Source organism: Lysobacter soli, assembly GCF_003382285.1.
Taxonomy (GTDB): Bacteria; Pseudomonadota; Gammaproteobacteria; order Xanthomonadales; family Xanthomonadaceae; genus Lysobacter_J; species Lysobacter_J soli.
The window spans coordinates 331,359-346,250 of sequence record NZ_QTJR01000003.1; the positions used below are offsets into that span (position 1 = coordinate 331,359).

At 67.7% G+C, this 14,892-nt stretch carries 13 protein-coding genes; 7 read left to right on the forward strand and 6 right to left on the reverse strand.

Annotation, left to right across the window (positions count from 1 at the left end):
- Positions 1 to 9: 9 nt before the first annotated feature.
- The 3 genes from DX912_RS07120 to DX912_RS07130 all read right to left on the reverse strand — a co-directional run bounded on the left by DX912_RS07120 (position 10) and on the right by DX912_RS07130 (position 3,833).
- On the reverse strand, positions 10 to 1,824 hold the full coding sequence (locus tag DX912_RS07120) for a DUF7844 domain-containing protein (protein WP_233433511.1): 1,815 nt from the start codon (positions 1,822 to 1,824) through the stop codon (positions 10 to 12).
- A 5-nt stretch (positions 1,825 to 1,829) separates the two neighbouring features.
- Positions 1,830 to 2,150 (reverse strand): DUF2388 domain-containing protein, encoded by a 321-nt coding sequence (locus DX912_RS07125; protein ID WP_115841785.1) that lies wholly within the window; start codon positions 2,148 to 2,150, stop codon positions 1,830 to 1,832.
- Between the two features lie 279 nt (positions 2,151 to 2,429).
- Positions 2,430 to 3,833 carry an FAD-binding oxidoreductase gene (locus tag DX912_RS07130; RefSeq protein WP_115841786.1) on the reverse strand — a complete coding sequence of 468 codons (1,404 nt, stop codon included), beginning with the start codon at positions 3,831 to 3,833 and terminating at the stop codon, positions 2,430 to 2,432.
- 134 nt (positions 3,834 to 3,967) lie between these two features.
- On the opposite strand from DX912_RS07130, the gene serA reads away from it, so the two are divergent.
- A complete protein-coding gene (gene serA, locus DX912_RS07135) occupies positions 3,968 to 5,206 on the forward strand; it encodes a phosphoglycerate dehydrogenase (RefSeq protein WP_115841787.1) in 1,239 nt (412 codons plus the stop codon).
- Positions 5,207 to 5,383: 177 nt separating this feature from the next.
- On the opposite strand, the gene DX912_RS07140 is transcribed toward serA, so the two are convergent.
- Positions 5,384 to 5,950, reverse strand: coding sequence for an NUDIX hydrolase (locus DX912_RS07140; RefSeq protein WP_233433512.1), 567 nt, complete (start codon positions 5,948 to 5,950; stop codon positions 5,384 to 5,386).
- 182 nt (positions 5,951 to 6,132) lie between these two features.
- Between DX912_RS07140 and DX912_RS07145 the strand changes: the two genes are divergently transcribed.
- The 6 genes from DX912_RS07145 to mtnC all read left to right on the forward strand — a co-directional run bounded on the left by DX912_RS07145 (position 6,133) and on the right by mtnC (position 12,477).
- Entirely contained in the window at positions 6,133 to 7,140 is a 1,008-nt protein-coding gene (locus tag DX912_RS07145; protein ID WP_115841789.1) for a hypothetical protein, read from the forward strand.
- Positions 7,141 to 7,317: 177 nt separating this feature from the next.
- Positions 7,318 to 8,790 (forward strand): amino acid permease, encoded by a 1,473-nt coding sequence (locus DX912_RS07150; RefSeq protein WP_115841790.1) that lies wholly within the window; start codon positions 7,318 to 7,320, stop codon positions 8,788 to 8,790.
- Positions 8,791 to 8,890: 100 nt separating this feature from the next.
- Complete coding sequence (locus tag DX912_RS07155) at positions 8,891 to 10,318, forward strand: amino acid permease (protein ID WP_115841791.1); 1,428 nt, start codon at positions 8,891 to 8,893, stop codon at positions 10,316 to 10,318.
- A 164-nt stretch (positions 10,319 to 10,482) separates the two neighbouring features.
- On the forward strand, positions 10,483 to 11,121 hold the full coding sequence (locus tag DX912_RS07160; protein ID WP_115841792.1) for a methylthioribulose 1-phosphate dehydratase: 639 nt from the start codon (positions 10,483 to 10,485) through the stop codon (positions 11,119 to 11,121).
- A complete protein-coding gene (locus tag DX912_RS07165) occupies positions 11,118 to 11,675 on the forward strand; it encodes a 1,2-dihydroxy-3-keto-5-methylthiopentene dioxygenase (protein ID WP_115841793.1) in 558 nt (185 codons plus the stop codon). Before DX912_RS07160 ends, DX912_RS07165 begins: the two co-directional genes overlap by 4 nt.
- Positions 11,676 to 11,778: 103 nt before the next feature.
- Positions 11,779 to 12,477: an acireductone synthase gene (gene mtnC, locus DX912_RS07170; protein ID WP_115841794.1), complete on the forward strand. Its 699-nt coding sequence runs from the start codon at positions 11,779 to 11,781 to the stop codon at positions 12,475 to 12,477.
- 135 nt (positions 12,478 to 12,612) lie between these two features.
- Here mtnC and DX912_RS07175 read toward each other — a convergent pair whose 3' ends face one another.
- The gene (locus DX912_RS07175) at positions 12,613 to 13,197 is read right to left on the reverse strand and encodes a YdeI/OmpD-associated family protein (RefSeq protein WP_115841795.1); all 585 of its coding nucleotides are present in this window, start codon (positions 13,195 to 13,197) and stop codon (positions 12,613 to 12,615) included.
- Between the two features lie 5 nt (positions 13,198 to 13,202).
- Positions 13,203 to 14,789 (reverse strand): calcineurin-like phosphoesterase C-terminal domain-containing protein, encoded by a 1,587-nt coding sequence (locus DX912_RS07180; RefSeq protein ID WP_115841796.1) that lies wholly within the window; start codon positions 14,787 to 14,789, stop codon positions 13,203 to 13,205.
- Positions 14,790 to 14,892 lie beyond the last annotated feature (103 nt).

Here is a 14,892-nt window from a genome sequence, read left to right on the forward strand (position 1 = left end):
CGCCAACCCTCACGGCAGGCGCAATCCACCCTGCTCCGCATGCAGCGCACGCAAACGTGTGCCGAGCAGTTCCGTGTTCGCGGTGATGCCATCCAGCCGATCGCGTTGCGCCGCGCCCATCCACTGGCGCGCGCCCTGTTCCAGTTCCACACGCGTCGCCTGCAGTTCGCTGCGTAGCGCAGCGCTGCGGGCGTCGAGCGCCGCGCGTTCGTCGGGCTGCGGCACGCCGTAGCCGCGTCCGTCGAGAAGGCGCGACGGCTGCCCGAGATACACGCTTTCCTGCAGGAGACGACGCACGACGTCGGGCGCGTCGTCCTCACGGTCCGATGCGAGATAGCGCCGCTTCAGCGCCTCGCGAACCTGCGCCAGGGCGCGTCGCTGCGCAGCCTGTTCGAGGATCAGCAGCGCGGCGCCGGTCCGAAGATCGGCTCGCTCGATCGACGGCCGACGCTGCTCGGGCGACAGGTCCATCCACTGCGCGACCGTTCGCGTCGGCAGCGACAGCGAAGCCTTCGCGCCCGCATACAACGCGTCGTAATACGCGCCCTGCGATTCGAAGCGGTAGCCCTGGCGCAGCGCCTGCGCGGGATCGTCCAACACGGACGCATCGGCGATGCTGGCATTACCCAGCCGCCGCAGCAAGCCGGTCGGCGTGATGCTGCCGATGCCCTGCCCCGCAAGCCGCGGCACGCTGTCGTGCAGCAATTTCCATGTCTCGGCAGCGCAGTTGTTGCCGAGGAAGTAATAACGCCCGTCGTAACTCCAGTGCAGCTGCGACGTGCGTTCGAGCACCGCCGCGATCTCCTCGCGCGACAACCGCAGCGGCACCGAGCGCAGTCCGCGCAGTTCGACCTTCGTGTATTCGTCGATCACCTGCTGCATCGGCAAGACGAACAGGCGCGACGGATAGCGACCGCTCAGCCCGCGCCAGCTGGAAATCTGCACGTCGTCGACGAAGGCGCGGAACGAGAGGACGCGATGATGCGTGAGATCGAAACGGCAATCGGGTCCGGGCGGACGGCCCGGCGCACACACGACCAGGCGCAGCATGCTGTGGCCCCATCGGCTCATCGGCTGCGCGTTGCCTTCGGCGAGCAGGTAATCGATCGCGTAGACGCGCGAGGGATCGATCGCGCCGATCGCGCCGCCGTCTCCTTCGCCCGCATCGACGTACACCAGGTCGTCGGTGCACGGCGTGCTCGCCGACGTCGAACCAAGGCGTTGTTCGAGATAGCGGTGCATCGCCGGCCGGCGGCAGGCGTATTGCGGATCGAGCAGGTAATGCTCGACGTTGACGGCGAAATACTCCGACGGCCGCGTGAGCTCGTATGGATCCGGGCTGCGGTCGACGAAACGGTTCTCCCGCGTGCGCCCGGCCACGCGCGTGTTGAAGCGCGTCGCGCGCACCTGCCAGCCGGCGAGGTCGAGGAAACGCGGATCGCGGGAGATGCCCTCGTCGCGATCCTGGAAATGCGCGAGCTCGTGCAGCACGGTCGCCAGCGCCGCGTGTCGCGCTGCCTCGGTGCCTTCGATCAGCGGCGCGAGCAGTTCGCGGTTGAGCAGGAGTTCCGAGCGGCCGGCGTGACCGTGCACCTCGTCGGCCAACGTCGACCAGCGCACGGTGATGTCGCGACCGGATAGCGCACGCATGCGTTCAGGCAATCGTGCCTGTGCGTCGTCGAGCAGTCGCTGCGTGGCGAGACGTTCGTCCGGCGAGAGGCCGGCGGGATCGAGCTTCAGGGCGGCGGCATTGGCGCTCCACGCGCACAAGGCCGCGGCCAGCACGGCATGGCCGCCGCGAATGCGTCCGCGGCGGCCGTTCACCGCATTCACTGCGCGAGGATGGCCTGCGCCAGTTCGAGGTCGCTGGCCTCGCGTGCCTGCGGGACCTGCTCGCGCAGATGGCGCAGCGCCGCTTCCAGCTGGGCGCCGCGGATCGCGCCGTCGCTCGCGACGAAGCTCGCGGCATCCTCGCGCGCGGCCTGCACCACCTTGTCGTCCTTGCCCGAGCTCGAATCGGAGCTCGCGCCGCTGGACGCGGAGCTGCCGCCGGCGGACGAGCCCGCGGACGTGCCGGCGAAGCTGGAGGCGAAGGCCACCGGCGTGGCGGCCATCAGGGCGAGAGAAAGCAGCAGGACGGAACGCTTCATCAGGATTTCCCGGTTCGTTGGAAGGCCGCGTCGCGGCCGGCCCGCGAAGGGTACCGGTTTACGGTCCGAAAATCGGTGTCGATCGTTGCGCATCGTGGGAGCGTTCACCTGATGCTTGAGCTGCTCTCCCGACAGGAAGGTGCCCGCGGGCTTGCCCAGGAGAAACCGCGCCGTTGCCACTGCAAAAAGCACATGTCGCGAGTGCGCGCGTGCCCTCGCGCCCCGACCCTCACCCCCACCCCTCTTCCGAGGGGGGGAGGGCTCAAAACACCGGGATGGTCAAGCGTCGAACACCTTCCCCGGATTCAGCAGCCCCTTCGGATCGAGCACCCGCTTGATGCCGCGCATCAGTTCGATCTCGGCGGCCGAGCGCGTGCCCAGCAGATAAGGCTTCTTGACCAGCCCGATGCCGTGTTCGGCCGAGATGCTGCCGCCGTGGCGGGCGAGCGCGTCGGACAGCAGCTGCGTCACGTGTTCGCACTGGTCCACGAACACCGCGTAGTCGGCGTCGTCGGGCTTGAGCACGTTGATGTGCAGGTTCCCGTCGCCGATATGGCCGAACCACACCACGTCGAACTGCGGGTACTCGCGCGCCAGCAGTGCCTGGGTTTCGGCGAGGAACGCCGGCATGGCCGAGATCCGCACCGATACGTCGTTCTTGTACGGCTTGTACTTCGCCAAGGCCTCGGTGATGCCTTCGCGCAGTCGCCACAGCTGCGCGGCCTGCGCATCGCTCTGGCTGATGACGCCGTCGTTCACCAGCCCGTTTTCCAGGCAGAACTCGAAGGCCGCCATCGCGGCGGCTTCCTTCGCCTCGTCGCCCACCGCGAACTCGGTGACGACGTAGAACGGATGCACTTCGTCGAACGGCTTCTGCGCGCCGTGCGCCAGCACGTGGTGCAGCGCGCGGTCGGTGAAGAACTCGAACGCCTCCAGCGTCAGTCGTTCGCGGAACGCCGCGAACACCTGCATCAGTGTCTCGAACGACGGCAGCGCGAGCAGCATCACGTTCGTCGGCGGCGGCGGATCGGCCAGTCGCAGCGTCGCCTCGACCACGATGCCGAGCGTGCCTTCCGAACCGATCATCAGCTGGCGCAGGTCGTAGCCGCTGGAGTTCTTGATCAGCGCGCGATTGAGTTCGAGCACTTCGCCCGCGCCCGTCACCACCTTGAGCCCCGCGATCCATTCGCGCGTGTTGCCGTAGCGGATCACGCGGATGCCGCCGGCGTTGGTCGCGATGTTGCCGCCGATCGAACACGAGCCGCGCGCGGCGAAATCGACGGGATAGACGAGTCCGTGCTCGCGCGCCGCGTTGTGCACCGCTTCCAGCGCGATGCCGGCCTGCACGGTGAGCGCGCGATCCACCGCGTCGAAATCGAGCACGCGGTTCATGCGTTCGAGGCTGAGCACGAGTTCGCCATTCGCGGCGACCGCGCCGCCGGAAAGTCCGGTGCGTCCACCCGAGGGAACGATCGCGACGCCTTCGTCCACGGCCCAGCGCACGATCGTGGCGACCTCATCCACGGACGCCGGCAACGCCACCGCAAGCGGCGCGGGCGTCCAGCGACGCGTCCAGTCGCGACCGTAGTGTTCGGCATCGGCGGGATCGGTCGTCAGGCGAAGGCCGGGGAGCTGCGCGCGCAGGCGCTCCAGGCGGGCATCGATGGGCTGCGGATCGGTCATGGAAGGCGCGTGGGACGCGGGCCGGACAGGAGCCCCAGCCTGCCACCGCGCGCGCGCCGGCGTCCAGTGATGCAGCGCAGCAACCGGCCCGGATTTCTGACATAGTCCAAGGCCCACCCACACCCGATACCGTCGTGAGCCTGACGACCTCGTTCCCGAAGTCCGACATCCGCGTCCTGCTGCTGGAAGGCGTCGCGCCGACCGCCGTGGAAAGCTTCCGCAACGCCGGCTATTCGAACATCCAGCTCTACGACAAATCGCTGCCGGCCGAGCTGCTGCAACAGGAGATCGCGCAGGCGCACATCGTCGGCATCCGCTCGCGCACGCAGCTGACCGCCGAAGTGCTGTCGCACGCGCGCCGGCTGATGGCGATCGGCGCGTTCTGCATCGGCACCAACCAGATCGACCTGGACGAAGCCGAGCTGGCCGGCATCCCGGTCTTCAACGCGCCCTACTCCAACACGCGCAGCGTCGCCGAACTCGTCGTGGCCGAGGCGATCATGCTGATGCGCGGCATCCCGCAGAAGAGCGCGCAATGCCATCGCGGCGGGTGGTCGAAGTCGGCCGCCGGCAGCCATGAAGTGCGCGGCAAGACGCTGGGCATCGTCGGCTACGGGCACATCGGCACGCAGGTCGGCGTGATCGCCGAGGCGCTGGGCATGCAGGTGATCTTCCACGACATCGAAACCAAGCTCGCACTCGGCAACGCGCGCATGGCGCTGGGCCTGGACGACCTCCTCGAACGCAGCGACATCGTCACGCTTCACGTGCCGGAAACCCCGGCGACGCAGGGCATGTTCGGCGCGGCGCAGGTCGGGAAGATGAAGCCCGGCGCGCACCTGATCAACGCCTCGCGCGGCACGGTGGTGGACATCGACGCGCTCGCCGGCGCTCTTGCTTCCGGCGCGATCGGCGGCGCCGCCATCGACGTGTTCCCGGTGGAACCGCAGGGCAACGCCGATCCGTTCGTCTCGCCGCTGATCGGGCTGGACAACGTGATCCTGACGCCGCACATCGGCGGCAGCACGCTGGAAGCGCAGGAAAACATCGGCCTGGAAGTGGCGGCCAAGCTGATCCGCTACAGCGACAACGGTTCGACGCTGTCGGCGGTGAACTTCCCCGAAGTGACGCTACCCGAGCACACCGGCAGCACGCGCCTGCTGCACATCCATCGCAACGTGCCGGGCGTGCTGTCGCAGGTGAACGACGTCTTCTCGCGACTGGGCGTGAACATCGACGGCCAGTTCCTTCGCACGCATCCGAAGGTCGGCTACGTCGTGATCGACGTTACCGCGACGCAGGAACAGGCGGCGCAGGTACGCGAGGAACTGGCGCGCATCCCGGGCACGCTGCGGACGCGCGTTCTTTATTGATCGTCTTGGGCATCCGCCGGCTTGCTAGCGGCGGCGATCGGCTCTAGCCCTCTCCCACCGGGAGAGGGTTGGGGTGAGGGGCAACGAAGCGACAGCGTGACCGCTCGTTAAGCAGCGCCATCCTGCCCTCGGGTGCGTTTCGTTTACCGGCCAAAAGGATCGCAGGGGTGCGTGGCATCAGGGCGACCGCGCCTTCCACTTCCCCGCCATCCGCCGCATCGACTCGTCGCTGCCCGGATCGGCCAGCACCGCATCGATCGGCCGCCACGCCAGGTCGTGCGATTCCTCGCTGACGACGTAATCCTCGCTGCCTTCGGCATGCACCACGTAACGCACGTCCCAGTGCCAGTGGCCGGGGACGTCGCCGCGCTCGGGGATCCAGTGCCGGTCCAGATCGAAGATCTCCGGCTCCACGCGCAGGTCGGTCAGACCCGACTCCTCTTCCGCTTCACGTAGCGCCACGTTCGCGAGATTGCGATCGCCGTCGGCATGGCCGCCCAGCTGCAGCCAGCGTTCGAGCTTGCGGTGGTGCGTGAGCAGCACGCGCGTGCCGCTGCGATCGACCAGCCACGACGACGCGGTGAAGTGGCCTTCCAGGTGGATGCGCTCGAACACCGTCGGGGCCTCGTCGAGGAACGCCGCGAACGAACGCGCCACCTCCGCTTCATCCGGCCAGCGACGCGCATAGGACGCGAGCGCGTCGTGCAGCGAAACGTCCTGCGATGGCGAGGCGGAAGTGTTCAAGGACGAAGCCTGTGCGTCGGGCGCGCCAGTGTACTTCGACGTCGTTGCAGCGCTCGCGGCATCTGCCAATTCCGGCTTGCATGTCAACGCAACCCTCAGCTGACGATTTTCGGAATCGTCCGATGCAAGCGCGCGTCGGCGGTCGGCAACGTCTGTGGCGTTCCTCAACGCAAGAAGGCCACATGGCAGCATCCCGTTCCAAGTTGCACCGCACGCCGTCGGCGCGCGCATTCACCACCGCCGCCAGTCTGGCGCTGGGCCTGTTCGCGGCATCGCATGCGCATGCCGACACCGGCGTCTCCGCCGAGCCCGACGTGCGCTTCACCGGCCCGCTCGCCACCGGCGGCCCGCCGCTGCCGAAGGGGCTGGCCAACGTCGAGCCGTACCTCATCAACACACAGGTCCACGGCTTCTACGACGAACACGGCAACCGCCATCACGCCGACGGCGTGCCGGATGGCTGGGCGCTCGTCGTCCCGGTGGGCTACGGCCTGACCGATCGCGTCGGCGTCGGCGCCACGTTCTCCGTGGTCGACGCGTCCACGCCGTCGGGCGGCCGCACGTGGGAGTTCGGCGATACCAGCGTGTCGGCGTCGTACCTGCTCGCCAGCAGCGATCGGAACAACTCGTCGCTGACCGCCGCGATCAAGCAGAACCTCACCACGGGCCAGGCCGACCAGCTCGGCCGCCACGGCCTCGCCGAAGCCACGGGGAGCGGCGCGCCGACCACCCAGCTGTCGCTCGGCGGACAGGCCTACTTCCTCGCCGACAGGAACCTGCGCGGCCGCTTCAACGTCGGCTGGCGCATGCCGGGCGCGCACGCCTCGCTCGACGGCGACAGCGCTTACGGCACGCCGGACGGCTTCCGCGGTCGCGCCGAACTGCATGCGGCGTCGCAGGCCAGCATCGGCCTGGAATACAGCTTCAACCCCGAATGGGTCGTGGCGACGGACGTCATCTACGAACAGGACCGCGGTGCTCACGTGCGCGGCACGGTCACCTCCTCGGCGGGCGAGCGCTCCGTGTACGACACCGAACTGCCGTCGTCGTGGCGCCTGTCGGTCGCACCTGCGGTGGAATACAACTTCACCGATCGCATCGGCCTCATCGCCGGCGCGCAGGTCTCGCTGGATGGTCGCAACGCGGCGGCGATCTTCGCTCCGCAGGTGGCCGTCAACATGGTGTTCTGATGGACCCGGCGCCCTCGCGACACCGTGGCGCGAGGGCGCCTCGCAAGGTGGTTCCAACCGTGACCTCGCGCGCTTGCCGGTGCTTTCCCGCGTGGGTTATGGTGGCCCGCCCCCCACGGCCATACGCTCCATCGCCCGCCTGAACGGGCGCAGATCTTCCATTCCCAGGGGAATTCGATGTTCAAGAACCTGTTCCTCACCAAGCCGGTCGAGCCTGCCGGGCACGTCGACGCCGGTGAGCCCGTAGAAGGCAGCCTCCAGGGCGAGGCGACCCTCAAACGTTCGCTCACCGCAACGCAACTGGTCATGCTGGGCATCGGCGCCGTGATCGGCGCGGGTATCTTCGTCCTCTCCGGCCATGCCGCCGCCGAACACGCCGGCCCGGCCATCGTGATCAGCTTCATCATCGCCGGCTTCGCCTGCGCGCTCGCGGGCCTGTGCTATGCGGAGTTCGCGGCGATGCTCCCGGTCTCGGGCAGCGCCTACTCCTATTCCTACGCCACGCTGGGCGAGTTCGTCGCCTGGTTCATCGGCTGGAACCTGGTGCTCGAATACATGTTCGCCGCGTCCACGGTCGCGGTGGGCTGGTCGGGCTACCTCAACAGCTTCCTCGGCTCGTTCAACATGGCCCTGCCGGCCTCGCTGGCCGCGGCGCCGCTCAACGTGGTGGAAGGCTCGATCGTCTACACGGGCGGCCTGATCAACCTGCCGGCGGTGTTCATCGTCGCCGCGCTCAGCGGCCTGTGCTACGTGGGCATCACGCAGTCGGCGATCGTGAACTCGGTCATCGTGGCCATCAAGGTCATCGTGATCGTGATGTTCGTCGCGTTCGCCGCGCAGTACGTCAACCCGGACAACTGGGTGCCCTTCGTCCCCGAGAACCAGGGACCGGGTCGCTACGGCATCGACGGCATCATCCGCGGCGCCTCGGTGGTGTTCTTCGCGTACATCGGCTTCGATGCGGTCTCCACCGCCGCCGGTGAAGCCAAGAACCCGCAGCGCGACATGCCCATCGGCATCCTCGGCTCGCTGGTCATCTGCACGATCATCTACATCATCGTGGCGCTGGTGCTGACGGGCCTGCTGCCCTACCCGCAGCTGAGCACCCCGAAGCCGGTCGCCACGGCGTTGGAAGCCTATCCGTCGCTGCTCTGGCTCAAGCACGTCGTCGAACTCGGCGCGATCGCCGGCCTGAGCTCGGTGATCCTGGTCATGCTGATGGGCCAGCCGCGCATCTTCTATTCGATGGCGAAGGACGGCCTGCTGCCGAAGGTCTTCGCGAAGGTGCACCCGAAGTTCCAGACGCCGTACATGGGCACGATCTACGTCGGCGTGTTCGCCTGCCTGCTGGCCGGCTTCCTGCCGATCGGCCTGCTCGGCGAGCTGGTGTCGATGGGTACGCTGCTCGCGTTCGCCACCGTGTCGATCGGCGTGCTGGTGCTGCGCAAGAGCCGCCCGGACCTGCCGCGTCCGTTCCGCGTCCCCGCCGCCGCGATCATCTGCCCGCTCGGCGCCGCGGCGTGCCTCTACCTGTTCTGGAAGCCGTTCTCCGAGCATTGGCCGCTGATGACCGGCTGGACCGTCATCGGCCTGCTGATCTACTTCTTCTACGGCTACCGCAACAGCAAGGTGCGCCAGGCGGCGCGCTGATCCCTGATGCGACTACGAGGCCGGCGGCATTCCCGCCGGCCTCGTTCCTTTCGGCTCCACATTCGGCCGGCCATCGCGTGTGCCGGCTTCGGGAATCACGATGTTCCGACAACTCTGGGCGACCAAGCATCCCCACGCCGCTCATTCCGATGCCGAAGGCCTGAGCCTTCACCGCACGCTCGGCCCGTGGGGCCTGACCGCGCTGGGCATCGGCGCCGTCATCGGCGGCGGCATCTTCGTCATCACCGGCCAGGCCGCGGCGAACCACGCCGGCCCGGCGATCATGCTGTCCTTCGTCCTCGCGGCGATCTGCTGCACCTTCTGCGCGCTGGCCTACGCCGAATTCGCGTCGATGGTCCCGGTCTCCGGCAGCGCCTACACCTACACCTACGCGACGCTGGGCGAACTGGCTGCGTGGTTCATCGGATGGATGCTCGTACTCGAATACGGCGTCTCGGCCTCGGCGGTTGCGGTGAGCTGGACCGGTTACTTCCTGAGCCTGCTGCAACACTTCGACATCACCTTGCCGAGGGAGCTGGTCAGTGCGCCACTCGACGCACAACTGCGTCCCACCGGCTCGATCGCGAACCTTCCCGCGGCCGCCATCGTGCTGCTGCTGACATGGCTCTGCTACGTCGGCATCCGCAAGTCGTCGGCGATGAACATGGCGATGGTGGTGCTCAAGACGGGCCTGATCCTGCTGGTGATCTTCGTCGGCTGGAAATACGTGAACCCCGACTACTGGCATCCCTTCATTCCCGAGAACGAAGGCCCCGGCAAGTACGGCTGGGAAGGCGTGCTGCGCGGCGCCTCGATGGTGTTCTTCGCCTACATCGGTTTCGAGGCCGTGTCCGTCGCCGCGCAGGAATCGCACAAGCCGCAGCGCGACCTGCCCATCGGCATGCTCGCCTCGCTCGCGATCTGCACGGTGCTGTACATCGCGATGGCCGCGGTCATGACCGGCCTGGTGCCGTTCAACCTGCTCGGCACCGATGAACCGGTCGTCACCGCCGTCGCGGCGCATCCGGAACTGGGCTGGCTGCGCGTGGTGGTGGAAATCGGCGCGCTGATCGGCCTGTCGTCGGTGGTGCTGGTGATGATCATCGGCCAGCCGCGCATCTTCATGATCATCGCGCGCGATGGCCTGCTGCCGCCGGTGTTCACCAAGATCCACCCGGAGTACCGCACGCCGCACATCAACACGGTGATCACCGGTATCGGCATCGCGCTGCTCGCCGCGCTGTTCCCGCTCGACGTGCTCGGCGAGCTGACGTCGATGGGCACGCTCATCGCCTTCGCCGCGGTCTGCGGCGGTGTGCTGATCCTGCGCCGCACCCAGCCGGACCTGCCGCGTCCGTTCCGCATTCCGGCGGCGTGGCTGATCTGCGGCGCCGGCATCCTCAGTTGCCTGGCGCTGCTGTCGACGATGACCGCGCACAACTGGTTCCTGATGGCCGTATGGACGGGTGTCGGTTTCCTGATCTACTTCCTGTACGGCTACCGGCACAGCCGCCTGCGTCGCGGCTGACGCAGGACGGGATGCACGCACGAAGGCGCCCATGCGGCGCCTTCGTCGTTTCCGGGCGCGGGAGATCGTCGCGAGGCGGCATCCGCCGCAGTTTTCCGTGGGCGGCACGCCGGTTTTCCCCTTCCGGAACGGTCCCTTACCGCCCGTCCGCTACACTTGCGGTCATGAACGCCCCCCTCCCCTACGATCCCCAGCGCCTGGCGCACTGCGCCGGGGAAATCATCGTGAACGTGCGCGAGCTGTCCGCGCTGGGCTGGACGCCGGCGACCAGCAGCAACTTCTCGCGCCGCATGGACGAGCAGCACGTCGCCATCACGGTCTCCGGCCGCGACAAGGGCAAGCTGACCGAAGCCGACATCATGGTCGTCGACCTCGACGGCGTACCCGTCGCGACCACCCAAAGGTCCTCCGCCGAGACGCTGCTGCACACGCAGTTGTACAAGCGCTTCCCGGAGATCGGCTGCGTCCTGCACACGCATTCGAAGGTCCAGACCGTCGCGTCCAGGCTGTACGCCGGCCCCGGCCACGTGCACCTGGAAGGCTACGAACTCTTGAAAGCCTTCTCCGGCAACACCACCCACGAAATCAGCCTCGATCTTCCCGTGCTGCCCAACAGCCAGGACATGAACACGCTGGCCGCGCAGGTCGACTGCCTGCTCGACCGCCGGGCGATGTGGGGATACCTGATCGACGGCCACGGCCTCTACGCCTGGGGCCGCGACATGCCGGAAGCCCGGCGCCACCTTGAAGCATTCGAATTCCTGCTCGGCTGCGAGCTTGAACTGAGGAGACTGCAGCGATGAGCCGCCTGCGCATCTTTGCCGAGAACGAGCCGTCCAACCCGCGCCTGTCCACGTCCGACCACGCCGAGATGGCGGTCGAACTGAAGAAGATCGGCGTCGCCTTCGAACAGTGGCAGGCCAACGCTCCGGTTGCGCCGGGCGATGCGCCCGAGAAGATCATGGAGGCTTATCGGGCCGACATCGATCGCCTCGTTGCACAGCACGGCTTCAAGACCGTCGACGTGGTGAGCATCGCGCCTGACAACCCGCAGCGTGAGGCGATGCGCACCAAGTTCCTCGACGAACACTTCCACAAGGAAGACGAGGTGCGCTTCTTCGTCGCCGGCTCCGGCCTGTTCACCCTGCACGTGGACGGCGAGGTGTACGAGGTGAAGTGCGAGCAGGGCGACCTCATCGCCGTGCCCGACAGCACGAAGCACTGGTTCGACATGGGCCCGGAGCCCAGCTTCGTCGCCATCCGCTTCTTCACCGAGCCGGACGGCTGGGTCGGCCATTTCACCGGCACCGACATCGCCCAGCGTTTCCCGCGCTACGAGAAGGGCCAGGCGGGCTGACGCCGAGGAACGAGTGGAGAGGAGTGAGGAGTGAGCTCCGCGTTCGTTCCGCACCTGCCCTGCCGTTCTCACTCCGCACTTCTCCTCACTCACTGCTCGCCTCATGACCATCCGCGCGATCCTCACCGACATCGAAGGCACCACCAGCAGCATCTCGTTCGTGAAGGACGTGCTGTTCCCGTACGCGCGCCGCGCCCTGCCCCGCTTCGTCGCCGCGCGCGGCAAGGAACCGGGCGTGCGCAAGTGGCTCGACGCGGTGGCGACCGAGAACGGCGGCATCTGCCAGGACGAGGTGATCGTGGAAGTGCTGCAGGGCTGGATCGACGAGGACCGCAAGCACACCGCGCTGAAGGCACTGCAGGGCATGATCTGGGCCGACGGCTACCGCAACGTCGATTTCACCGCCCACATCTACCCCGATGCGGCGAAGTCGCTGCAGGATTGGCACGCGGCCGGCTTGCCGCTGTACGTGTATTCCTCCGGCAGCGTGCCGGCGCAGCGCCTGTTCTTCGGCCACAGCGACGCGGGCGACCTGACGCCGCTGTTCTCCGGCTGGTACGACACCGAGATGGGCGGCAAGCGCGACGCGCAGAGCTATCGCAACATCGTCGAGTCCATCGGCATCCCGGCGCCGGAGATCCTGTTCCTCTCCGACGTGGTCGAGGAACTCGACGCCGCGCGTGAGGCCGGATTGCAGACCGTGCTCATCGACCGTCTGGACGACTACCCAACGCCCCGCACGGGCGACGCGACGCATGGGCATGCGCGCGTGGAGACGTTCGCAGACGTTTCGGTGAGCTGACCCGCTCGTCGTTCCCACCTGCCGTCATTCCGCGATGGCAGGACTGCAACGACTTTCACGCGCCCGTTATGCGTGAAGGCTGCAAGGGAATCAAAATGGATTCCAGCTTTCGCTGGAATGACGAGGACGATGCAGTCACCCGTGGATCTTCTCGCCACGCAGCAGCATCGCGACGAACTTCTCCACGCGTGCCGCCTTCGTTTCCGGCCTCTTCGCCGTGTGCACACGCCAGCAGAACGCGTAGCGGTTGGTACGATCCAACGCTTCGAACGCCTTGCGCGCCTTCGCGTTCTTCGCCAGCGCGGCGGCGAATTCAGGCGGCACATCCATGACGCTCGCCGACTGGTACGCCGCATCCCAGCGGCCATCTGCCTTCGCCACTTCGACCTCACGGAGCCCAGCCGGCCGCATGCGCCCGGCGTCGACGAGCTTTTCGACACGCGCGATGTTGAGCTTGGACCAGAGGCTCTTCGCCTTGCGTGGCGTGAAGCGCTGCAGGAAATACTGCGCATCGCAGCTGCGCTTGAGGCCGTCGATCCAGCCGTGGCACAGCGCCACGTCGAGCGCCTCCGAATAGCTCACCGACGTCGCGCCGGTGTCCTTCTTCGCGATCTTCAGCCACACGCCCGGCGCGTCGCCATGCGCGGCGAGCCACGTTTCCCACGCCGCTTCGGTCTTGAACAGCTTGATCGGCAGATCCGTCGGCAGCGGCGTGGTCATCGCTCCTACTCCGTGGCGTCTTCCAGGCGGTACGTCGATTGTGCGCGCTGTTCGCCCTGCCAGCGGTCGAACGCGCGCACTTCGATGCGATGTTCGCCGAGCGCGAGATCGGTCGGCAACGCGCCGCGCCACAGGTGCGTGGACGGATCGGCTTCCGGCGAACGGTCGTAGCCGCGCAATGAGGTCGCCGTGTCGTCGGCGACGTTCTCGACGATCAGCCGCGGATCCGGCTGTTCGACGCGCTGCATCGGCTTCCAGTCGCCGTCGTCGATGCGGTATTCGACGCGGCTGTCCGCATCGCCCATGAACACGTTCGCGAACACGCCGAACGCCGGCCACGCACCGCGGCGCAACACCTTCGGTGCATGCAGGCCGATCGCCTCGTCCTTCGCGCCGCGCGCGATCTGGTAGCGCAGCGAGTACGAACCGTCCGGCCTGAACGTCGCCCACGCGTAGCCGTTGGGCGTGCCGTCGCTCATCGTCGTGTCCGGAATGCCCTGCGCGTCCTTCACGCCCGACCAGAACGCGCCGCACGTCGCGCCGACGTTGTACTCGTGCAACGGCTTCGCACCATGCCAACCGGTGGACGCGTCATGGAAGTAGTGGCGCTGGTTGTGCGTGTGCGCACTGAGCAGCAACACGTTGGGACGATCCTTGAGCATCGCGAACAGACGATCGCGATCGGCGCGACGGAAGGTCTCCACGCCCGGCACCGGCTCGAAGAACGGGATGTGCACGGAAATCACGACGCGGCGCTCTTTCGGCAACGTCGCCAGGTAGGCGTCGAGGAACGCGAGCTGATCCTCGCGCAGCCCGCCGACGTAGGCGGGCTTCTTCCCCGGCATGTACACCACGTCGTCGAGCACGATGAAGCTCGCCTGCGGCTCTTCCCACGCGTACGTATCGGGGCCGAACACGTTGCGGAAGCCGAGCAGCGCGTCCTCGTCGCGCTTCGCGTCGAAGTCCAGATCGTGATTGCCGGCCACGTGCAGCCACGGCACCCCGAGCTTCGCCGTGACGCGGTTCATCGCCGGATACAGCGACAGATCGTCGTTGACGATGTCGCCCAGGCTCAGGCCGAGTTGCGCGTCGTGATGCCCGGTCAGCGGCTCGACGATGTCGCGCTCGTAATAGCCCACGTCCACCACGCTCTTCGGCTGCGGATCGCCGAACACGAGCATCTTCAGGTCGCCCTTGCGCTTGGGCGCGCGATGCAGCGCGAAGTCGTACAACGCCTGCGGCGCGGTCGCTGCGATGCCGCCGAACCGCAGCGCAGGCGAACCTTCCGGAAACAGGTGATGCCAGAACAGCGGCAGTCCGTTCGCGCCCGTCGCGGTCGCGTACTGCGGCGGCTTCACCACGAACAGCGTGCTTTCCGCGCGCATCGGCAGCGCGTATCGCCCTTGCGCGTCGGTGATCGCCAGTTCGCGCCCGTTCGAGACCTTCACGCCGGCGATGCCGCGCTCGCGACCGTCGCGCTGCCCGTTGCCGTTCGCATCGTCGAACACGCTGCCGGTCACGGTGGATTGCGCCGCCGCGCCGGTCGATGCAGCCAGCAGGGCGATGAGGACGGCGGGAACGGCGTTCGGCATGGACGACTCGCGCGGGGGGGGGGGGGGGGGGGGGGGGGGGGGGGGCGGGCCCGGGGGGGGGGGGGGGGGGGGGGCCGGCGGCGGCGGGGGGGGGGGCGCGGGC